The organism is Variovorax sp. RTB1, from assembly GCF_035018765.1.
Classification (GTDB): Bacteria; Pseudomonadota; Gammaproteobacteria; order Burkholderiales; family Burkholderiaceae_C; genus Variovorax.
The window spans coordinates 224,310-244,995 of record NZ_JASJXG010000004.1; the positions used below are offsets into that span (position 1 = coordinate 224,310).

Below are 20,686 nucleotides of genomic sequence, written 5' to 3' on the forward strand. Positions count from 1 at the left end.
TGCGCGATCGGCCTGTGGGCCGGCAAGCATTTGCTTATTCGGGCATCACCGGTTCCGCCCGGGGGACGGCCGCCAGCAACGCCTGCGTGTAGGGGTGTTGCGCGTGCGCGAACAGCTGCTGCGGCGCACCGCGTTCCACGATGACGCCACGGTGCAGCACGCACACGTCGTCGCACAGATGGTTGACGACTGCGAGGTCGTGGCTGATGAGGAGATAGCTGATGCCGAAATGCTGCTGCAGGTCGTTCATCAAGTTGAGCACTTGGGCCTGCACCGACACGTCTAGTGCACTCACCGGCTCGTCGGCCACGATGAGTTTGGGTCGCGTGATGAGCGCACGGGCGATCGCGATGCGTTGCCGTTGGCCACCCGAAAATTCGTGCGGATACTTGTTCATGTCGGTCGAGCGCAGACCCACCGCGGCAAGCGATTCACTGGCGCGTTCACGCTGCTCGGCGCGCGTCGTTTCGGCCAGCGCCTCGAGTGGCTCGGCAACGATGCGCGCGACCGTTTGACGTGGGTCGAGCGAGCCGTACGGGTCTTGAAAAACCATCTGGATGTCGCGCCGCGCAGTCCGCAAATCGGCACGCGGCAAGGTGTGCAAATCGCGACCCAGCAATTCGACACGGCCAGAGGTCGGCTTGTCGAGCGCCATCACCAATCGCGCGATGGTCGACTTGCCAGAGCCCGACTCGCCGACGATGCCGAGGCTGCGGCCTTGTTCGATCGAGAAGCTCACGCCATTGAGCGCCTTCACCAGTTTGGGCGCAGCGAACAACGACTCACGCGGCATGGTGTAGTGGCGCACCAGGTCGGTGACTTCGAGCAGCTTGGGTGCGATGGAACTGGTTGCAGAGGTGCTCACGGATGCGTTCACGACACTGCCTCCAAGGCCATCGGGCCTGAATTCGGCATGGGCGCGAGATCGCCGAGTCGTATGCAGCGCACGACGTCGCCACTCGGCAATGCAACGGGCGGCGGTCGCGTCGAAACGCAGGCATCGATGGTGTATGCGCATCGTCCCGCGAACGGGCAGCCCGGTGGCATGTCGACCAGCTCGGGTACGCTGCCCTGGATGGTTGCCAGTCGCACGCCGCGCGGTGCGCCAAGCGCCGGTCGTGCGGCGAATAAACCCTGTGTGTACGGATGCGCGCGTTCTGCAAAGACGGTAGCGGTCGCACCGCTTTCGACGATGCTGCCGCCGTACATCACCATCATCTTCGAGACGCTCTGCGCGATGACGCCAAGGTCGTGCGAGATCAGGATCAGCGCCATGCCGCGCTCTGCGACCAGGCTCTGGATCAGGTCGAGGATCTGCTTTTGAATGGTGACGTCGAGCGCGGTGGTCGGCTCATCGGCGATCAGCAGATCGGGACCGCAGGCCAGCGCCATCGCAATGCCGATGCGCTGCCGTTGTCCACCGGAGAACTGGTGCGGATAGGCGTCGAGCCGCGACGCTGCATCGGGGATGCCGACGCGGTCGAGAAGTGCCAACACCTCTTTGCGAGTCGCGGCGCCTGAGAGCCCACGGTGTAGTCGAAGCGGTTCGCCGACTTGTCGCGCGATGGTGTGCACCGGATTCAGTGCCGTCATCGGCTCCTGAAAAATCATGCCGATGCGGTTACCGCGTATCTCGCACATGGCAGCCTCGTCGAGCCCGACGAGTTCGGTGCCGTCGAAGCGAATGCTGCCGGTGACTTTCGCAGTCGTAGGAAGCAAGCCCATCAACGACTGGACGGTGATCGACTTGCCGCAGCCCGATTCGCCGACGATGCCCATCGTCTCGCCGCGCTCCAGTGCAAAGCCGATGCCGCGCACTGCTTCGGCCGGGCCGCGTTGCGTTTGCAGCTGAATGTGGAGATCGTTGACTTCGAGCAGTGCCATGGGATTTTTCAGCGGGGCTTCATCGGGTGCTCGTCGGGGTGTTCAACGAGCGCGCGCAAGACGTGGATCGAGCAGGTCGCGCAGCCCGTCGCCGAGCAAGTTGAGCCCAAGCACCGCCAGCGCGATGGCCACGCCCGGAAACACCGCGAGCAACGGCGCCTGGAACATCATGGTCTGCGCCTCGCTCAGCATGCGGCCCCACGAAGGTTGCGGCGGCTGCGTGCCGAGGCCGAGGTAGGAGAGGGCGGCCTCGGCAAGGATCGCGATGGCGAAGCGAATGCTGATCTGCACGATCAGCACGGCCGAGATGTTGGGCAACACGTGCTGCATGGTGATTGCGAACGACCCCTTGCCGCAGGCGCGCGAGGCCGCAATGTATTCACGCGACCAGATTGCGTTGGCCGATGCGCGCGTGATTCGCGCAAAGGTCGGAATGTTGTAGATGCCGATCGCGACGATCGCATTGACGATGCCGGCGCCGAACACCGCTGTCATCATGATGGCCGACAGGATGGCAGGAAAGGCCAGCGTGAAGTCGGAAAACCGCATGACGGCTTCTTCGATCCAGCCGCGCCGGGCCGCAGCCAGCAAGCCGAGGGCCGTGCCCACCGTGAGGCCGATGCCGACAGCGATCATGCCGACCAGGATCGACGCGCGTGCGCCGACCAGCAACAGCGAGACGACGTCGCGGCCATAGGTGTCGGTGCCGAGCCAATGCGAGCCCGAAGGCGGCTTCAGCTTGTCGGCGAGGTCAATCTCGTACGGTGACCACGGGGTCCACACGAGAGACACGGCGGCCGCCAGCAGCAGCAGCGCTGTGAGCACAGCGCCGAGCATGAAGCTGCGGTGGTGCAATGCGCGGCGCCAGAAGCCCGGCACTGTGAGCGCCGCACCGCTCGGAATGACGATGGCGTTCATATGTCGCTGGCCTTGATGCGCGGATCGATGACCGCGTACAGCACGTCGACCACGAAATTGACGATGACCACCATGGCCGCGAGCAACATCACGCAGTTGCGAACGACGATCAAATCGCGGTTGCTGATGGCCTGAAAGATGAGGCGGCCGAGGCCTGGCAGGTAGAACACGTTTTCGACCACGATGGTGCCGGCCAGCAACTCCGAAAACTGCATGCCCATGACGGTGACGACGGGGATCATGGCGTTGCGCAGCACATGGGTCCACAACACGGCGCGTTGCGATACGCCTTTGGCGCGGGCCGTCCTGACGAAGTCTTCGCGCAGGACTTCGAGCACGGCAGATCGCGTGATGCGCGCAAGGATGGCCGCCTGTACGACTGCGAGCGACAACGCGGGCAACAGAAGGGCCTTGATGCCGGCCGCCACACCGCCAATGCCTTCACCCCAGCCGTCGAAGCCGCCGGCCGAGAACCACTGGAGGTTGACCGAAAAGACGAGTATCAGGAGGATCGCGAACCAGAAGTTGGGAATCGCGATGCCGATCTGCGTCATGCCCATCAGGCCGACATCGCCGAGCTTGTTGTGACGCGCTGCAGCAGTCACGCCGACCAGCAGCGCGAGCACGGTGGTGAGCGCCATCGCCATCAGGGCGAGCGGCACGGTCAGCGCAAGCCGTTCGAGAATAAGGTCGAGCACCGGTGAGCTGTAGGCATAGCTGTCGCCGAGATTGCCGGTGAGGATGCCGCCGATCCAGTGCCAGTAGCGTGTCCAGGCCGGCTGATCGAGGCCGAGCTTGGTGGCCAGCGCCGCTACCGCTTCAGGCGCGGCATCGGGGCCCATGAGCAACTGCGCGGCATTGCCGGGCAGGATCTCTAGTACGAGAAAGACGATGACCGAAGCGCCGATCAGCGTACCGATCAGCGTGGCGAGGCGCTTTAGAAGAAACAGACTCATGAGGCGGGGCGCAGCATAACCCGACACACGCAAGCGCCATGCCGCCGCGCGGATAATTGACCCCATGGCACTCATGATCACCGACGAATGCATCAACTGCGATGTGTGCGAACCCGAGTGCCCGAACGACGCCATCTACATGGGTGTCGAGATCTACGAGATCGATCCGAACAAGTGCACCGAGTGCGTCGGCCATTTCGATGAGCCGCAGTGCGTGCAGATTTGTCCGGTGGCGTGCATACCGACCCACCCTGGGTACGTCGAGACACGCGAGACGCTGTGGATGAAGTTCGAGCGCCTGACGGCCGACAAGGCGACTGTGGGTGCTACGGCTTCGCCGGGCCCTTGAAGGTCTGCGTTGATTTGCGCGGCTCGGTGGCGAGCTTGCGCAGGCGCGCTTGTTGCAACTTTTCGGCAGATGCCAGCTTGCGCTCTGCGATGGCGTTGCGGCGCGCATCGGCTGTAGCGCGACGATCGCTTTCTGCTGCCGCTTTCTCTCGACCGAGCCGGCTGTGTTCGAGTTCGTCGGCACGGCGCTCATCGCGTCGCGTTGCCGCATCGGCCGCACGGCGGTCTGTTTCGCTGCGCGAGTCGTCGACCTTCACCTCGCTGCCGCCCTTGCAGGGTTGATCGGTGTAGGTATTGCCGCAGCGCCAGGTGCCTTGTGCATTCGACTGCGCAGTGGATGCTGCGGTAGCCGCTGCAGCCGTTGCAGCCATTGCGAAAAGGCCCGCGGCAATGAGCAGACCGGTGATGCGTTGTTTCGGTAACTTCGTTGCTTTCATTTTTGTTCTCCCTTTGTGTCGTGTCGCTTGTCAGGCTGCGGCTGGCGCAGCGCCGCCTTCGCTGCCAGCGCCTCCACCGCCACCATCCGGCTCACGGCGCGGCGGTTTGGGTCTAGGCGGCTTGCTGGTGTGGATGAGCAAAGTCGCCTTCTCCATCTGCCCGGCCAGCAGCGCCGGCACCGCATGCAGCGTGCGCGCGATGGCATCGTCGATAGCTTCGCGCTGTTCCTTCAATGGCTTCTTGAGCACCCAGTTCACCACCTCGGATTTCACGCCGGGGTGCCCGATGCCGAGGCGAAGTCGCCAGTAGTCGCCAGTGCCGAGTTGCGCATGGATATCGCGCAGGCCGTTGTGTCCGGCGTGGCTGCCGCCGAATTTGAGTTTGGCCTCGCCAGGCACCACATCCAGTTCGTCGTGGGCCACGAGAATTTCTTCCGGCGCGATCTTGAAGAAGCGAGCAAGTGCCGCGACCGACTTGCCCGACAAGTTCATGAAGGTTTGTGGCTGGAGCAACCAGACCGGTTGACCGTTGACCTGCGCGCGTGCCGCGAAGCCGTGGTAACTGCGCTCGGGCACCAGCGACACCTTGAGGTCACGCGCCAATGCATCGGTCCACCAAAAGCCCGCGTTGTGCCGCGTGGCTTCGTATTCCGGGCCCGGATTGCCGAGGCCGACGAAGAGCTTGATCATCTGGAAATTATGAGGGGAGGTTGTCACTGCACAAAAGCAAACGGCCCGCACGAGGCGGGCCGTTTGCGGCACAAGGCGCGAAAGAATTACTTCTTTGCGGTCTTGGCAGCAGGCGTCTTCGCTGCCGGCGTCTTGGCAGCGGGTGTCTTTGCAGCAGGTGCCTTGCCGCCCTTGCCAGTTGCCGCGGGCGCAGCGGCGTCGGCTGCAGCGCCTTCGGCCGGCTCGTCGACTTCTTCAGCCGCAGGTGCCACAGCCGAAGCCAGCACCGGGTTGAGCTTGCCGCGGCTGACCCACTTCACGCCACGGGGCAGCTTGATGTCTTTCAGCGTAACAGTGCCGTTCTTTTTCAAGCCAGACAGGTCGACTTCGATGAACTCAGGCAAGTCGGTCGGCAGGCAATTCAATTCGAGTTCGGTCGTCACGTGGTTGACGAGGTTGTGCTCGAGCTTGACGGCATCGGATTCGGCTTCGTTCTTGAAGTGAACCGGCACCTTCATGGTCAGGCGCGTGCGGGCGTCGACGCGTTGAAAGTCGATGTGTTGCACCAGCTGTCGGAACGGGTGGTACTGCACGTCGCGCAGCAGCACTTTGCTGGCGGCACCGTCCATTTCCATTTCGAGCACGGTCGAATGGAAAGCTTCTTTCTTCAGGGCATGCCACAGCGCGTTGTGATCGAGTTCGATCAGCATCGGCTGGCCTTCACCACCGTAGACGATACCGGGCGTCTTGCCCGAAATGCGGAGACGGCGGCTCGCACCCGTGCCCTGCTTGGCGCGCTCAAAAGCGACGAATTTCATAGTTAACTCCTTGGAGCGATGGCGCAATTGCCGTTTCGCTTCTTAAGCGCCGACCGCGACCAGTGCGGCGCCGGTTTCAAAATGGCTTCCTGAAAGAGAAGCCGGCTTTTTGCTCAGAACAAGTTGTCTTGATCCGAGAACAAACTCATGACCGACTCACCTTTGGCAATGCGCTGGATCGTCTCGGCAATCAGCGGTGCCACGGAGAGTTGGCGAATCTTTCCGCACGCCAGCGCGTTTTCGGAAAGGGGAATCGTGTTGGTAACAACCACTTCGTCCAGTGCCGAGCCCTGGGCGATGCGCTCGATCGCAGGACCCGAAAAAATCGGGTGCGTGCAATACGCATAGACGCTCTTTGCGCCACGTTCCTTCAAGACCTCGGCCGCCTTCACCAGCGTGCCGGCGGTGTCGATCATGTCGTCCATGATCACGCAATTGCGGCCATCGATTTCGCCGATGACGTTCATCACTTCGCTCACGTTCGCCTTCGGGCGACGCTTGTCGATGATGGCCAGATCGGTGTTCAATTGCTTTGCCAGTGCACGGGCGCGGACCACGCCACCGACATCGGGCGACACGACGATCAGGTCTTCGTAGTTCTTCAAGCGCAAGTCGCCGAGCAAGACCGGTGACGCGTAGATGTTGTCGACCGGAATGTCGAAGAAGCCTTGAATCTGGTCGGCGTGAAGGTCCATCGTGAGCACACGCTCGACACCGACGGTTTCAAGCAGATTGGCAACGACCTTCGCCGAGATGGGCACGCGACTCGAGCGCGGGCGACGGTCTTGCCGGGCATAGCCGAAATAGGGAATGACAGCACTGATCCGGTCGGCCGAAGCGCGCTTGAGCGCGTCGACCATGATCAGCAGTTCCATCAGGTTCTCGTTGGTCGGTGCGCAGGTGGACTGCACCACGAAGACATCGCGCGCCCGGACGTTCTGATTGATCTCGACCGTGACTTCACCATCGGAAAAGCGGCCGACCCGGGCCGCGCCCAAGGTAGTGCCGAGGTGCTGCGCGATTTCCGCCGCAAGGCCAGGATTGGCGTTGCCGGTGAAAACCATGAAATCAGGATGATGAACCTGCATGAGGGTCTCGGCAGAATGCATCCGGCAATGCGAAATGGCCCGGTCGAGCCGCTAGGTCCAGGGTCTTGCAGCCCGACGGCTGCAAGTTCAAAACGTTTGGCAGGGGCGGAAGGAGTCGAACCTTCGAATGCTGGAATCAAAATCCAGTGCCTTAACCAGCTTGGCGACGCCCCTACACGGGTGGACGACCAGCTCTTTTGGAGCGGACGCCTACCGAAAATCCTGACTAATCAGCGGTCCACCCGAAAAGAGGATGAACCGCCAGATTGCTGCACTTGCGAACTCGCCAGCCCTCAGGGGCATCTGCCAGTTCAACATCGTGCGGCATTGCCGCAAAAACCGCACTTCCGGAGCCGGTCATTCGGGCTGAAAGTCCTTGAGCTCCGAGCCAGTCGATGGCATCGGAAACCGCCGGGCAAAGCCTTTGTGCAACCGGCTGCAGGTCGTTGTGACCAAAGGCAAAACCCGATTTACCGGAGTTGGAACCTGAGGCCGCGCTATCTGCAGCAAAGCCCGAGATTATAGCAGCGGGCGTAGCGCGGTTCAGGTCCGACGCTTCAAAAATGAGACGGGTTTCGAGTCCCTCGGCAGGCTTTGCGACGGCGAACCGGGCTGCGGGCACGTCGATCGCTGTAATTTGGTCACCGATGCCCTCGACCCAAGCGTTGCGCCCGCGCAAGAAGAACGGCACGTCTGCGCCCAACGCCAGCCCGATTTCTTCGAGCCGTGCCAAAGGCAAATGCAGTTTCCAGAGCCGGTTCAGTGCCAGCAAACAGGTGGCCGCGTCAGAAGAGCCACCGCCCATGCCGGCCTCCGCAGGGACATCCTTCGCTACGCCGATGTGCGCACCCTGTCCGGGCGATGCGAATCGCTGCAAGGCACGCGCCGCGCGCAGTATTAGGTCCTCGGCGGGTAGTTGCGTGGTGAGGTCTTCGCGGCTGAGGCCCCCATCGCTGCGCAATTCAACGTGAAGCGTGTCGCACCAGTCGATCATCATGAAGACCGATTGAAGCAGGTGATAGCCGTCGGCTCGTCGCCCCGTGATGTGGAGAAACAGGTTCAGCTTGGCGGGCGCCGGGAGATCGTAGAGCGCCTTCATGCCCGTTCGAAAACGACGCGCAGATCGGCGCGCGGCAAGGGCGCTTCGCGGCGCGCTTGCAGTCGCCCTTGCGCCAACTGCCCCAGTTCGGCCCTCCAGCCAGACACCTGCGCATCCTGGCCGACGAGCCAGCCGAACAGCGCGCCGACAGGAATGGCTGCACCAGTGGCAGCCTGGATCAACTGGTCGACCGAATCGAACCGGCGTGTTCGGCTTCCGTCGTTCAACACCGCCTCGCCAGGCGCCCAACGCAACGCTGCCAGCGTGCTGCCGATCGGGCTGGTCAACGTCAGCTCGCCCGTTTCGGCAGTGCCGCGCAGCTCGAAAAGGGCGGAAAAGGTCTGCTCCGGTTCACTTTCGATCCTGAGGGACATGCGGCCGGTCCATGCCTGCGCATCGGAGCCGTTCGACGGATTCTTCACCGTGGCGCAGCCCGACATCACCAACATCGCAACGCCACCCAGCGTCAGCGCAAATCGACGCGACGGCTGGGCCGCGGCACCGATCACAACTTAACGCGCAGGCGCTTGAGCGTTTCCTGCAAGGTTTCGTTTTCGGCATCCGCCAATGCCGCCTCTTTCCAAATTGAGACAGCGCGTTCTTTGTCGCCTGCGTGCCAGAGCACTTCGCCGTAGTGGGCGCCAATTTCCGGATCAGGGCGCTGTTTGTAGGCCGCTTGAAGAATGCGGGTGGCCTCGGCCGTGTTGCCCAGCCGGAATTCAACCCAGCCGAGGCTGTCGGCAATGAAAGGATCTTCAGGGGCGAGTTGCACTGCCTTCTGGATCAGCGTGCGCGCCTCATCGAGTCGAACCTTGCGATCGGCAAACGAGTAGCCCAGGGCGTTGTAGGCGTTCTGGTTTTCGGGCTTCAACACGATCAGACGGCGCAGCAGGCGCTCCATGTCGTCAAGGCGATTCAGCTTCTCGGCAACCATCGCTTGGTCATAGATGAGGTCGCTGTTTTCCGGCTCGTCCGCGCTGGCCTTGGCCAGCATGTCATAGGCCGCCTGGTACTGCTTGCCGTCACGCAACAACTGCACCTCTGCCATGAACTTCTGCTTTTTGTCCTCGGGGGTGCCCTCGGGCAGTGCGCGAATGATCTCGCGCGCTTGCGGCAACTTGCCTTGACGCGCCAGCAGCCCGGCGCGGCGGCTTTCCGCCGACACCATGTCGTCGGTGCTGTCGATCTTCGTGAGCCAACGCTCGGCTCCCGTGAAGTCCTTGCGGCGCTCCGCCAACTGCGCCAGCATCAGATACGCCTGCGTTTCACCGCGCTTGCGTTCGTCGGCATCGCGCTGGCCGTTCGAGAGCTCGATGTAGCGCTTTAACGAGGTTTCGGCGGCCGAGTCTTGCCGCGCTTGCGACTGAAGCGAGCCGAGCAGCAGCCATGGGTCGGGCATGTCGGGGCGTGCTGACGTGAGGCTCGCCAGTTCGGCAGTGGCTTCGGTATAGCGGCGGCCCTCCGTCAGCACGCGCGCATAGGCCATGCGAACTTCGGGCACGGCTTTCGGGCTTGCCAGATAGCGCTTGACGATGGGCTCGGCCAAGGGCTGTGCTGGGTCTATCAACTCCAGCGCCAGCACAGGCGGGCCATCAGATGAGGGATCGGCCTCCTGGCCTTTGATCGCTGCGTCGAGCGCCCCCGAATTATCGCCAGCTAACTGGCGCAATCGGCCAACTGTGGTCCAGGCCAGACCAGCCGTCGCGGGATTTTTAAGGTCGTCGGCGAGCGCCTTTTCGACCACCTCTGCGGCGACCTTTTTGTCGGTTGCGCGTGCGTAGTTGCGCGCGATCATCGCCATCAAAAACGGGTGTTCGGGCAGCGGCGTCGCGGCCAGTTCGATTCGCAGCGGCTCCACGGTTTCGCCAATGCGATTCAACGCGATCAGGATCTGCAGTTCGAAGCGACGAGCTTCGCGAGACGTCGGTACCGCCAATTTCCAGGCGCGCGTCGCAGCGAGCGCTGCATCGCCGGAGCGCGACTGCAGCGCGATTTCGACCGCACGTTGAAAGAGCTTGCCGTCGCCTGTCTTGCGACCCGCGTCGAGCATCAACGCGTAGCCATCGCCTGGCTCGCCTGAGCGTGCGGTCAGTTCGCCGAGCAGCACTTCATAGAACAGCTGCGCAGTCAGCGCTGACTGATCGGGGGGCGAGGTGTCTTCCACTGCGGGCGGCGCTGCCGTTGCCGCAGGCGTCGTCACAGGAGATTTGGCAGGTTCAATGATCGGCGCCGGACTGGTCGGCGCCGCGGCGGGGGGCGTTGCGGGCTGGGCGTAGGCGGTCACTGCCAGAAACATGGGAAGCGCGGCCGCCGCAAGGCGGAGTCGGCGGGGCGGTAAGGTCATCGAACCATAATAATCCAAGGCTTTTGCGTCACGTTGAGCGAGGGCTTAGGAGCCTGCCCGAATTCGTGTCAGTGTTTATCGATTGCTTGGCTCTGCATGCCCGAATTACCCGAAGTTGAAGTCACAAGGCTCGGATTTGCCGATCGGATCGCGGGCGCGCGCATTTCGGCCGTGCAGGTCGGAAAGCCGCTCCGCTGGGCGCTCTCGGTAGCGCCTGAGGCCTTGGTCGGGCGAACTGTTACGGCGGTGCGCCGGCGAGGCAAATATCTTCTGGTCGACATGGACCGGGGGCTCTTGCTATTGCATCTCGGCATGTCCGGCAGCTTGCGCTTCACATCAGGGCTACCGCCAGCCGGTCCGCATGATCATTTTGATTTGATGACCGACAAGGGCACGTTGCGCCTGAACGACCCGCGGCGCTTTGGTTCCGTCGTGTATGTCGAAGACGAGGGGGCGCCGCTAGCGGTCAAGTTGCTGGGAGGGCTCGGCATGGAGCCACTGGGCGATGCCTTCGATTTCGAAACTTTCCATGCCGGCCTGCGCCGCCGCAAAGCCGCAATCAAGCAAGTGCTGCTCGCCGGCGACGTGGTGGTGGGGGTCGGAAATATCTACGCGTCCGAGGCGTTGTTCATGGCGGAAATCCGGCCGACGGTGTCTGCAACACGGATCAGTCGCCCGCGGGCCTTGCGCCTGCACGCCGCCATCCGAGAGATCCTGGCGCGGGCGGTGCAGCGCGGTGGCAGCACGCTGCGTGACTTTTCGAATATCGATGGGCAATCCGGTTACTTTCAGCTCGAAGCCACGGTTTATGGGCGCGCAGGCGAGCCGTGCCGAGTTTGCGGAACACAAATCCGACAAATCAAGCAAGGGCAGCGCTCGACATTTTTCTGCAACAACTGTCAAAAGTACTAAAACAGTCTGGGTATTGACCCCGCCGCTCGGGCTGTGGATGCTATATTTTGTAAGCCCACTTACATATTCCAATTGAGCCGCTCCTTCAACCAGCAATTCGACCAGCATGGCGCTTGGCGACGCAATTTCGCGCACCGCCTGAAATGGCTTGCGGGTTGGCTAGACGAGAACGAGTTGCTCGACCAGGCCGTGGCCGAGCGACTGCGCGAACTCGAATCGCAGATGCGGACCAGCAAAGTGATGGTGGCTTTCGTTGCCGAGTTCTCGCGCGGCAAATCAGAGCTCATCAACGCGATATTCTTTGCCGGCTATGGGCGGCGAATCATGCCGGCCAGCGCCGGGCGCACGACGATGTGCCCGACGGAACTCGGCTACACGGCCGGCCAGCTGCCGAGCCTGCGCCTGCTGCCCATTGAAACGCGGCTCGAAGCCTATTCTTTGGCGCATTGGCGCGACGAGCCCGAGCGTTGGACCGACATTCCAATCGATGTCGACGACGCGGAGCAGCTCGGCGGCGTGATGAACAAGGTCGCCGAGGTGCGTTGGGTTCCTATTGAAGAAGCCAAGGCGCTGGGCTTCTGGAGCGACGATACGCCGGACGACAACCCGGTGCGCGACTCCGGCGGCCGCGTCGAAATCCCGCGTTGGCGGCATGCGCTGCTGAACATGCCTCATCCTTTGCTCGAGCAGGGTTTGGTCATTCTCGACACGCCGGGTCTGAATGCGATCGGTGCAGAACCCGAACTCACCGTCAGCCTGATTCCGCAGGCGCATGCGGTCGTCTTCATTCTGGGCGCCGACACCGGCGTGACACGCTCCGATCTGGCAATCTGGCGCGAACACCTCATCACCGAAGGCGACGCCGGCGAGACGCGCATCGTTGTGCTGAACAAGATCGACACGATGTGGGACACGCTGAGCACGCCCGCACAGATCGATGCGCAAATCGAACGCCAGCGCGTCGGTGCCGCAGAGTTGCTGGGCGTTCCGCTCGCGCGCGTGCTGCCGGTATCTGCGCAAAAGGGCCTGCAAGCCAAGATCCGCCGCGACCCACCGTTGTTGCAGGCGAGCCGCTTGCCGGCGCTCGAATCGGTGTTGGGCGAAGGTTTGCTGGGCAAACGCGAAACGATGCTGCGACTCGCTGTCGATTCGGGCATTGCGGCGCTTCGGGCCGAAGCGGCGCGGATCCTGACCGTGCGCCAGCGCGACCTGTCCGAGCAGGCACTCGAACTGCAAGGCTTGCGTGGCAAGAACGTGTCCGTGATCCGCCACATGCGCACGCGCATCGAACAGGAGCAAACCGAGTTCGAAGGCAGCAACACGCGAATCCTTGCGTTGCGCTCGGTCCAGGGAAAGCTGCTGCGCGAGGTGTACGCGGTGCTGGGCAGCACGGCGCTCAAGGCCGACATGGGCCGGCTTGCCGCGGCGTTGAAACGGCCCGGCATCAAATTCAACGTCCGCAAGATCTACGCGGAAACCTTCGATGCGCTGCGCAACAACCTGCGTGAAGTGCAGGCCACCACGGCCGAAATTCAGGCCATGTTGCATGCGACCTTTCGCCAGCTCAACGCAGAGCACGGCTTCACATTGCAGGCGCCGGCCGAGCCTGACTTGGTGGGTTTCGAACGGCAGCTGACGCAGATCGAAGTCAGCCACACGCAGTACCTCGGCGTCGGCAACTTGATCAAACTGGCGCAGCCCGACTTCTGCGACAAACTCGTGCGCGCACTTGCCAGCCGCCTGCGGGTGGTCAACGAAGCGGCAATGACCGAGGTCGAGCGCTGGAGCAAGGGAGCTGGCGCCCAACTCGATGCGCAACTGAAAGAGCGTCGCCGCAACTTCGGCAAGCGAATCGAAGCGGTCGAGCGCATCCAGCATGCAGCCGGCAGCCTGGAAGAGCGGCTCACCGAACTGGCTGTGCAAGAGAGTGGGCTGGGCGAACTGCAGAAGCGTCTGCGCGAACTTACCTCCATGCTCACCATTAACGAAGCACCCACCGCTTTTTCAGTCCGCAGCGAGCTGAGTGCAGTCTGAACCGACCGCGTCGGCCGCCCAGCGGCTGGCGCCGACCTTTGCCGCGCGCATTGCGGGCTGGCAGGCGACCCATGGCCGTAGCCATTTGCCTTGGCAGAACACGCGCGATCCGTATCGAGTCTGGCTGTCGGAAGTCATGCTGCAGCAGACACAGGTCGTCACGGTACTCGGCTACTTCACGCGCTTTTTAGAAAAGTTTCCAACGGTCTTAACGCTCGCTGCGGCGACCGAGGACGAGGTGTTCGGCCTCTGGAGCGGCCTCGGCTACTACAGCCGCGCGCGCAACATGCACCGATGTGCGCAAGAAGTGGTCGAGCGTTTCAGCGGCGCGTTTCCACACACGGCTGCGCAGTTGCAGACACTGCCCGGCATCGGCCGATCGACCGCCGCAGCAATCGCGGCTTTCTGCTTCGGCGAGCGCGTGGCCATCCTTGACGGCAACGTCAAACGTGTGCTGACGCGCATGCTGGCGTTTGGCGACGACTTGTCGGTGGCGGCAAACGAACGCGCGCTTTGGAACGATGCGACGACCTTGCTGCCGCCCGCCGATGAGCCGGCGGAGATCACGCGTTACACGCAAGGCTTGATGGACTTGGGCGCGACGATCTGCCTCCCACGGAAACCCACCTGTTTGCTATGCCCGGTAAGCGATGCGTGCGCTGCGTTGCGCGAAGGCGCACTGGAGCGCTATCCGGTCAAGCTGCGCAAACTTCGACGTAGCTCGGAGTCACTGTGGATGCTTCGCGCCCGTGATTCGAAGGGACGCGCCTGGCTCGAGAAGAGACCGGCGAGCGGCATCTGGGCGGGCCTGTATTCGCTGCCGGTCTTCGAAAGTCGAGCGGCACTTCTCGAGGCTTTGCCGTCGTCGTGCAATACGGTGCAAGACGAAGTGCCGTTCGTTCACGTGTTGACGCACAAGGATCTGCATCTGCATCCGGTCAAGGTCGAATGCATGGGCGCGCTCGCCTTGTCTGACCACGGGCGCTGGTTCGATGCGCACGAATGGACCGAACTCGGGCTGCCCGCACCAGTGCGCAAATTGCTGGTCGCTGGCGGTTGACCTGACCCGCGCCGGGGCCGTCGAAAGCCCGCCTCAGGTCGCGTCGAGTTCGCGATGCCGCTTGAGCGCGGCCCACCGATCGCCGAACCCTCGTGCCAATTGCTCGACCAGAAACACCGAGCGGTGCTGGCCGCCGGTGCAACCGATCGCTACCGTCACGTAGCTGCGATGGTCGCGCGCCAGCGCATCCAGCCAGCGGCCCAGGAACTGCTCGATGTCGCCGTACATGCGCGCGACGTCGTCATGCGAACGCAGCCAGTCGATCACCTGCACATCGCGTCCCGTGAGCGCGCGCAAGGCAGGCACGTAGTGCGGGTTGGGAAGCATGCGCACGTCGAATACGAAGTCCGCATCGAGCGGCACACCGCGCTTGAAAGCAAACGACTGAAAGACCAGCGTCAATGCGCTTTGCGGCGCCGCGATCAACGCCTTGATGTAGCTCTGCAACTGCGCTGGCCGGATGATGCTGGTGTCAATGACGTCGGCACCGTCGCGCAGATCGGCCAGCAGTTCGCGCTCCAGCTCGATCGACTGCACCAGTGCGCGTTGTTGCTCGGGCAGGTCGGTCAGAGGGTCTTGGCGTGAGAGCGGATGGCGGCGCCGTGTCTCGGAATAACGGTGCACCAGTGCATCGGTCGTCGAATCCAGAAACAGCGATCGCAGCACCACGCCTTCGCGTCGCAAGCTGTCGAGCTGCTGCGGCACGAGCGGCAACGACACGCCGCTGCGCACGTCCATGGCAATCGCAACGTGGCTCGCGTTCTGCTGCTTTTGCAATGCGACGAAGGCAGTGAGCAACTCCGGCGGAAGATTGTCGACGCAGTAGTAGCCGGCGTCTTCCAGCGCATGCAACGCGACCGACTTGCCGGACCCGGACATACCGGTGATGAGCACGATGTCGAGGCTCATGGCGCAGTCGCCGGCGCCTGCTTTTCGAGCATCTCGCGGGCATGGGCAAGAGAGGTTTGCGAAACTCGCTCGCCGCCGAGCATTCGGGCGACTTCCTGCGTGCGGCCATCGGCATCGAGTGGCGCGACAGTGCTTTCGGTGCGCGCTGCCGCTCCCTTGCCGCTGCGGGTCTGCCGTTTGGCGACCAGAAGATGATGGTCGGCACAGGCCGCCACTTGCGGCAGGTGCGTGACCGCCAGAACCTGCCGACTGCGGCCGAGTTGCGCCATCAAACGTCCCACCGTTTCGGCCACGGCACCACCGACGCCGGCATCGACCTCGTCGAAGATCAGCGTTTGTGCGGCGCCGAGTTCGCTTGTCGTCACAGCGATGGCGAGCGCAATGCGCGACAGCTCACCGCCCGAGGCGACCTTGCCGATCGGCCGGGGCGTGCTGCCGGGATGACCGGCGACGAGAAAGATCACTTCTTCGAGGCCGGCACGGCCGGGTTGATCGAGGGGCTGCAGTTCGACTTCGAAGCGACCGCCTTGCATGCCGAGACCCTGCATCGCTCTGGTGACGGATTCGGAGAGGCGCGGCGCCGCTTGCTTGCGCGCTTTGCTGAGCGCCTTTGCATCGCGCAGGTAGCCTTGTTTGGCGGCTTGCTCGGCGCGATCGAGTGCATCGAGGTCGCCTTGCGCATCCAGCGCCTTCAATTCCAATTGCCAGCCCGTGAGCAGCGCGGGCAGCTCTGCCGGCGGCCGCTTGTACCGCCGTGCCAGCGACATCCAGAGACCCATGCGCGAATCGAGTTCGGCCAGGCGCTGCGGATCGGTGTCGGTATGCCGAAGGTAGCCGTGCAGCGAATGCGCAGCGTCCGCAGCTTGCGCAACGCTGGACGCCAGCACTTCGCCGATGGCCTTGAACTCCGCCTCCATATGCTCGGTGTCCTGCAGCAGGGCGACGGCACGGGCGAGGGCGGACAGCGCGCCGGCGTCGTCGTCCTCCAGCGCCGCGATGGCACCTTCGGCAGCCTCGATCAGCGCCTGTGCATTGGAGATGCGGCTGTGATTGGCCGACAGCTCTTGCCATTCGCCTTCGACGGGCGCGAGCTTGCTGACTTCGCCGAGTTGCCACTGCAGGCGCTCGCGTTCTCGCTGCAAGGAATCTTGTGCTGAGCGCGCGACATCCAGCGCGGTCAGCGCCTGGCGCCAGCCGTGCCAGCTCGCCTCCAGCGCGCTCGTGTTCACGTCGGCATACGCATCGAGCAGACGCCTAACCGCGTCGGGCCGGGTCAGGCTCTGCCAAGCGTGCTGGCCATGAATATCGAGCAGCAGGTCGCCCACGGTGCGCAATTGCGCGGCGGTGGCCGGGGCGCCGTTGATCCAGCCACGGCTGCGTCCTTGAAGGTCGACCGTTCGGCGCAGCAGTAAAGCCTCGTTGGCCTCGAAGCCACCTTCGTCGAGCCACGACGCCAACGCCGGTGCAGCGTCGAACTCCACGCTCACGTCGAGCCGCTCGGAGCCTTCGCGCACCGAGCCGGCGTCGGCCCGGCTCCCCAATGCCAGTTGAAGCGCGTCGATCAGGATCGACTTGCCAGCGCCCGTCTCACCCGTCAATACCGTGAAGCCGGTCGAAAAATCCAGTTCGAGCGCATGCACGATCACAAAATCGCGCAGCGCAATACGTCGCAGAGCCACCTCAGGAACCTCCTTCGTTCCAGTGCAATTTCTTGCGCAGCGTGTCAAAGTAACTCCACCCCTTCGGATGCAGAAAGCGCACGCGATGATCCGACCGGCGAACCACAACTGTGTCACCGAGCATTAGCGTGGCGAGCGACTGCATGTCGAAGTTCGCGCTGGCGTCGCGACCCGACACCAGTTCGATCGATATCTCGTCGGCGTCCGGCAGCAGGATCGGGCGGTTCGACAATGTGTGCGGCGCGATCGGGACCATGACCCAGCCTGGAATGGCCGGGTGCATCAAAGGGCCGCCGGCGGACAAGGCATAGGCGGTCGAGCCGGTCGGCGAGGCAATGATCAACCCGTCCGCGCGCTGCACGGCGACGATGTGTCGACCGACCGTGACACGCAGTTCGACCATGCCGGATGTCGCGCCACGGTTGACCACCACGTCGTTCATTGCAAGCGCGTCGAACACGACGTTGCCCTCGCGCAGCACGCGCGCGTGCATCAGGCTGCGATGGTCTTCTTCATAGTCGCCGGCCAACATTGGCACCAGCGTCGCCTTGTAGTCTTCCAGCCGGATGTCGGTGATGAATCCGAGTCGTCCGCGGTTAATGCCGACCAATGGCACGCCGTAGCAAGCGAGCTGGCGGCCGATGCCCAGCATCGTTCCGTCACCCCCCACCACCAAGCCAAGATCGCAGGTTCGGCCGATTTCTCCGACGCTCAAGGCCGCATAGCGGCTGATCTCCGGATGCTCATCGGTCGACTGCTCGACAACGACCTCGCAACCGTGCGATTCGAGGAATGCGCCGATGTCTTCCATCACGCCGTCTTGCGCCCCGGCCTGAGCGCGCGCGCCCGAGGCTTGGTACTTGCCAATCAGCGCAACGCGTCGAAAGCGGGAGGTCATTCACAAATTACAACACTAAAATTCATCGATGCTGGACGATCGCGCCAAGTTGCTGCTCAAGACTCTTGTTGAGCGTTACATCGCTGAAGGACAGCCGGTGGGATCGCGCACGCTGTCTCGCGCTTCGGGGCTCGAACTGTCTGCGGCGACTATCCGCAACGTGATGTCCGACCTCGAGAATCTGGGCCTGATTGCGAGCCCGCACACGTCTGCCGGGCGCATCCCGACCGCGCGCGGCTATCGCCTTTTCGTCGACACGATGCTGACCGCGCAACGCGACCAGTTCAGCGCTGCCACGTTGGCGCCAGACCAGCCGCAGAAGGTAATCGCGAACGCGGCCAACCTGTTGTCGAACCTGTCGCAGTTCGTTGGCGTCGTCATGGCACCGCGGCGCGCTTCGGTGTTCAAGCAGATCGAATTTTTGCGACTGTCGGACCGCCGACTGCTGGTCATCATCGTGTCGCCCGACGGCGATGTGCAGAACCGGGTGATCTTCCCGGAGGCGGATTACACGCAGTCGCAGTTGGTGGAGGCGTCGAACTACATCAACGCCAACTACGCCGGGTTGACGATCGAACAGGTGCGCGATCGACTGCAATCCGAAGTCGAAAAACTCCGTGGCGAAATCGTGTTGCTGATGCAGGCGGCCGTTCAGGCGAGCTCCGAGGTGATGACGGAAGCGCAAGACGAAGTCGTGATCTCGGGCGAACGCAATCTGCTCGCCGTCTCTGATTTTTCGAGCGACATGGGCCAGCTGCGCCGGGCCTTCGAACTGTTCGAGCAAAAGGCGCAATTGATGCGTTTGCTGGACGTGTCGAGCAAGGCCGACGGCGTTCGGATCTTCATCGGTGGGGAAAGTCAGGTCGTGCCGTTCGACGATTTGTCGATCGTCAGTGCGAACTACGAAGTCGACGGCAAGGTCGTCGGCACGCTGGGTGTCATTGGCCCCACTCGCATGCCCTACGAGCGAATGATTCAGATCGTCGATATCACTTCGAGGCTGGTGACCAACGCGCTGAGCCATCGGAAGTAGGCGCCCCACTAGAATCGGCGGCGCGTGGGCCGTTAGCTCAGTTGGTTAGAGCAGCGGACTCATAATCCGTTGGTCGATGGTTCAAGCCCATCACGGCCTACCATTCATAACCTGCGCCGGCATTGAGGGGTCTGCTACATATTCTGTAGCAGACCCTTTCTCTTTTTCATGCGCGGTGACAGTCTGGTGACAGACTGACGTCTTGCCCTCGTCAGCATCTAAGTCCGCACCGCGAACTCGATTTGCACAGACACGCGCGGGTGATCCCTGCCGACAGGGGTGTAGAGGCTGACGACGGTCGCCGATGTCACGGTGTAGCTCCCGCTGTCGAGCTTCGGCGCGAGACCATCGGCGCGCGCGGCTTTGATGTAGCCCATTGACTCCCACGACTTCAGCAAGCCGAAAAGCCGGCTGCATTGCATGTAGACCGTAATGGCGTCTTTGTCGTGCACGTTGTTCGGCTCCCTACGCAGTTGCAGCGGCATGCCCTCTCGGCAGTGTCGACGGATGCGATCGGCACGCCCTTCGAACCCGGTGCCAGTAACGATGGCGCGAACGCCTTTGGTTTTGATCGTGGTGTTAGTCATGGGTGCCCGTCGACGCGCCGGAACGTGGCGGCGCCGTCCGGGATGGTCAGGGTCACTTTGTGCGTCGTGGTCTTGGTGAACAGGTCGACGGAATAGACATCGGCGCGCTTTGGGTTCAGCAGGTACAAGCGGCGCGCAGCCGAGAGTGGGTCGGCCAGCAGGTCCTGGAAACAATCGGCAAGGGAGGCACGCTGCACGACGTCGAGGCCTTTTTGATCCCGAATGAATCGGCTGGTGACGTTGACGGACTAGATGCTCGGCCATCCCAAGTACGCGCTCATGCGCAGGAAAGCAATAGCGTCGTCGGCGTCAGCAAATGAAAGGCTGACGCGGCCGGCGGCGATATCGTGATCGGCCTCGCGTTCCATCACGGCCCAGCGCGCACCCTCCACGGCGTTGAAAACCTCGAGCAGCGCGGCGACAAGGCCGTGCAGGCTCAGATTGATTCGCGACTGCGGGCTAGGTTTTGCGACGCTCAGTTGAATCTCTGCGAGTGTCATGTGCGTGGTCGAGATGCTGGTCTGCAGGTCGGCCATCTTGTCGAGCTTTACGGCGACGGTGACGCCTTCGCTTTTAAGTAGCTTTGCGCCGTCCTCAATGGATGCGCGCAGACCGTTGAACCATACGACTTGGCCACGTATGCGCCGAGTTTGCCCGTCGATAACGTTGCTCATGAACTCGACAGGCGCGAACGCAAAGCGCACCAGCTTCGTGAAAAAGCCGACTCGCGAGGCGTCGCGGCTGTTGCGTTCGAACCGTCGAGCGTGTTCCATGGTCAGCGCAGGCAGGCCGGCGGGCAACGTTTGTGCGTTTATTGGACTGGCATTCTGCGGGGATTCGGTAGTGGGACGGTCGCCCCCGCAGGCGCCTTCAAGGGCGTTTTCGTTATTCCATGCATTGAGGAGACCGCAGATGGTCACGCCCGCACAAACTCCCGGCCTTTGGGCATCGCCCGCGCTTGCGCGGTTCGGTGCTCTCGGCGCAAAGTTGCCGCCCGCCGAATGGGCTCGGGG

General features: G+C 62.9%; 22 protein-coding genes and 2 tRNA genes. 6 read left to right on the top strand and 18 right to left on the bottom strand.

The window, feature by feature from the left end; all coding sequences use genetic code 11:
• Nucleotides 1–34: 34 nt before the first annotated feature.
• The 4 genes from QN397_RS04980 to QN397_RS04995 all read right to left on the bottom strand — a co-directional run bounded on the left by QN397_RS04980 (nt 35) and on the right by QN397_RS04995 (nt 3,758).
• Nucleotides 35–793, bottom strand: coding sequence for an ATP-binding cassette domain-containing protein (locus tag QN397_RS04980; RefSeq protein ID WP_323500249.1), 759 nt, complete (start codon nt 791–793; stop codon nt 35–37).
• A gap of 80 nt (nt 794–873) precedes the next feature.
• Nucleotides 874–1,884, bottom strand: a complete 1,011-nt coding sequence (locus QN397_RS04985; protein WP_323500230.1) for an ABC transporter ATP-binding protein — start codon at nt 1,882–1,884, stop codon at nt 874–876.
• Nucleotides 1,885–1,926: 42 nt separating this feature from the next.
• Entirely contained in the window at nt 1,927–2,802 is an 876-nt protein-coding gene (locus tag QN397_RS04990) for an ABC transporter permease (RefSeq protein ID WP_323500231.1), read from the bottom strand.
• A complete protein-coding gene (locus tag QN397_RS04995; protein WP_323500232.1) occupies nt 2,799–3,758 on the bottom strand; it encodes an ABC transporter permease in 960 nt (319 codons plus the stop codon). The genes QN397_RS04990 and QN397_RS04995 overlap by 4 nt, the downstream gene beginning before the upstream one ends.
• Before the next feature lie 64 nt (nt 3,759–3,822).
• On the opposite strand from QN397_RS04995, the gene QN397_RS05000 reads away from it, so the two are divergent.
• Entirely contained in the window at nt 3,823–4,107 is a 285-nt protein-coding gene (locus QN397_RS05000) for a YfhL family 4Fe-4S dicluster ferredoxin (protein ID WP_323500233.1), read from the top strand.
• On the opposite strand, the gene QN397_RS05005 is transcribed toward QN397_RS05000, so the two are convergent.
• The 8 genes from QN397_RS05005 to QN397_RS05040 all read right to left on the bottom strand — a co-directional run bounded on the left by QN397_RS05005 (nt 4,085) and on the right by QN397_RS05040 (nt 10,561).
• Nucleotides 4,085–4,543 (bottom strand): hypothetical protein, encoded by a 459-nt coding sequence (locus QN397_RS05005; protein WP_323500234.1) that lies wholly within the window; start codon nt 4,541–4,543, stop codon nt 4,085–4,087. The two genes, QN397_RS05000 and QN397_RS05005, sit on opposite strands and share 23 nt — an antisense overlap.
• A 30-nt stretch (nt 4,544–4,573) precedes the next feature.
• Complete coding sequence (pth, locus tag QN397_RS05010) at nt 4,574–5,233, bottom strand: aminoacyl-tRNA hydrolase (RefSeq protein ID WP_323500235.1); 660 nt, start codon at nt 5,231–5,233, stop codon at nt 4,574–4,576.
• Between the two features lie 86 nt (nt 5,234–5,319).
• A complete protein-coding gene (locus QN397_RS05015) occupies nt 5,320–6,030 on the bottom strand; it encodes a 50S ribosomal protein L25/general stress protein Ctc (protein ID WP_187052978.1) in 711 nt (236 codons plus the stop codon).
• A gap of 113 nt (nt 6,031–6,143) precedes the next feature.
• Nucleotides 6,144–7,118 (bottom strand): ribose-phosphate pyrophosphokinase, encoded by a 975-nt coding sequence (locus QN397_RS05020; RefSeq protein WP_187052977.1) that lies wholly within the window; start codon nt 7,116–7,118, stop codon nt 6,144–6,146.
• A gap of 97 nt (nt 7,119–7,215) precedes the next feature.
• Nucleotides 7,216–7,292: transfer RNA gene (locus QN397_RS05025), tRNA-Gln, on the bottom strand.
• 52 nt (nt 7,293–7,344) lie between these two features.
• Entirely contained in the window at nt 7,345–8,217 is an 873-nt protein-coding gene (gene ispE, locus QN397_RS05030; RefSeq protein WP_323500236.1) for a 4-(cytidine 5'-diphospho)-2-C-methyl-D-erythritol kinase, read from the bottom strand.
• Nucleotides 8,214–8,726 carry a lipoprotein insertase outer membrane protein LolB gene (locus QN397_RS05035; protein WP_323500237.1) on the bottom strand — a complete coding sequence of 171 codons (513 nt, stop codon included), beginning with the start codon at nt 8,724–8,726 and terminating at the stop codon, nt 8,214–8,216. Before QN397_RS05035 ends, ispE begins: the two co-directional genes overlap by 4 nt.
• Nucleotides 8,723–10,561 (bottom strand): tetratricopeptide repeat protein, encoded by a 1,839-nt coding sequence (locus QN397_RS05040; protein ID WP_323500238.1) that lies wholly within the window; start codon nt 10,559–10,561, stop codon nt 8,723–8,725. The genes QN397_RS05035 and QN397_RS05040 overlap by 4 nt, the downstream gene beginning before the upstream one ends.
• 96 nt (nt 10,562–10,657) lie before the next feature.
• Here QN397_RS05040 and mutM point away from each other — a divergent pair, with 96 nt between their 5' ends.
• The 3 genes from mutM to mutY all read left to right on the top strand — a co-directional run bounded on the left by mutM (nt 10,658) and on the right by mutY (nt 14,567).
• A complete protein-coding gene (gene mutM / locus QN397_RS05045; protein WP_323500250.1) occupies nt 10,658–11,473 on the top strand; it encodes a bifunctional DNA-formamidopyrimidine glycosylase/DNA-(apurinic or apyrimidinic site) lyase in 816 nt (271 codons plus the stop codon).
• Nucleotides 11,474–11,545: 72 nt separating this feature from the next.
• Nucleotides 11,546–13,507 carry a dynamin family protein gene (locus tag QN397_RS05050; RefSeq protein WP_323500239.1) on the top strand — a complete coding sequence of 654 codons (1,962 nt, stop codon included), beginning with the start codon at nt 11,546–11,548 and terminating at the stop codon, nt 13,505–13,507.
• Nucleotides 13,497–14,567, top strand: coding sequence for an A/G-specific adenine glycosylase (mutY, locus tag QN397_RS05055; protein ID WP_416352306.1), 1,071 nt, complete (start codon nt 13,497–13,499; stop codon nt 14,565–14,567). The genes QN397_RS05050 and mutY overlap by 11 nt, the downstream gene beginning before the upstream one ends.
• A 33-nt stretch (nt 14,568–14,600) precedes the next feature.
• On the opposite strand, the gene rapZ is transcribed toward mutY, so the two are convergent.
• Genes rapZ through QN397_RS05070 form a run of 3 tightly spaced genes read right to left on the bottom strand, consistent with a single transcriptional unit; the run spans nt 14,601 to nt 18,053 of the window.
• Nucleotides 14,601–15,476 carry an RNase adapter RapZ gene (rapZ, locus tag QN397_RS05060; RefSeq protein WP_323500240.1) on the bottom strand — a complete coding sequence of 292 codons (876 nt, stop codon included), beginning with the start codon at nt 15,474–15,476 and terminating at the stop codon, nt 14,601–14,603.
• Complete coding sequence (gene recN / locus QN397_RS05065) at nt 15,473–17,155, bottom strand: DNA repair protein RecN (RefSeq protein WP_323500241.1); 1,683 nt, start codon at nt 17,153–17,155, stop codon at nt 15,473–15,475. The genes rapZ and recN overlap by 4 nt, the downstream gene beginning before the upstream one ends.
• Nucleotide 17,156: 1 nt before the next feature.
• Nucleotides 17,157–18,053 (bottom strand): NAD kinase, encoded by an 897-nt coding sequence (locus tag QN397_RS05070; RefSeq protein ID WP_323495606.1) that lies wholly within the window; start codon nt 18,051–18,053, stop codon nt 17,157–17,159.
• Nucleotides 18,054–18,081: 28 nt separating this feature from the next.
• On the opposite strand from QN397_RS05070, the gene hrcA reads away from it, so the two are divergent.
• Entirely contained in the window at nt 18,082–19,086 is a 1,005-nt protein-coding gene (gene hrcA / locus QN397_RS05075; protein ID WP_187052970.1) for a heat-inducible transcriptional repressor HrcA, read from the top strand.
• A gap of 26 nt (nt 19,087–19,112) precedes the next feature.
• Nucleotides 19,113–19,189: transfer RNA gene (locus QN397_RS05080), tRNA-Ile, on the top strand.
• A 115-nt stretch (nt 19,190–19,304) separates the two neighbouring features.
• Here QN397_RS05080 and QN397_RS05085 read toward each other — a convergent pair.
• The 3 genes from QN397_RS05085 to QN397_RS05095 are packed head-to-tail and all read right to left on the bottom strand — an operon-like array spanning nt 19,305 to nt 20,593.
• Nucleotides 19,305–19,673, bottom strand: coding sequence for an HIRAN domain-containing protein (locus QN397_RS05085; protein ID WP_323500242.1), 369 nt, complete (start codon nt 19,671–19,673; stop codon nt 19,305–19,307).
• Nucleotides 19,670–19,870 carry a hypothetical protein gene (locus QN397_RS05090; protein ID WP_323500243.1) on the bottom strand — a complete coding sequence of 67 codons (201 nt, stop codon included), beginning with the start codon at nt 19,868–19,870 and terminating at the stop codon, nt 19,670–19,672. The genes QN397_RS05085 and QN397_RS05090 overlap by 4 nt, the downstream gene beginning before the upstream one ends.
• A 51-nt stretch (nt 19,871–19,921) precedes the next feature.
• A complete protein-coding gene (locus tag QN397_RS05095; RefSeq protein ID WP_323500244.1) occupies nt 19,922–20,593 on the bottom strand; it encodes a hypothetical protein in 672 nt (223 codons plus the stop codon).
• Between the last annotated feature and the right edge of the window lie 93 nt (nt 20,594–20,686).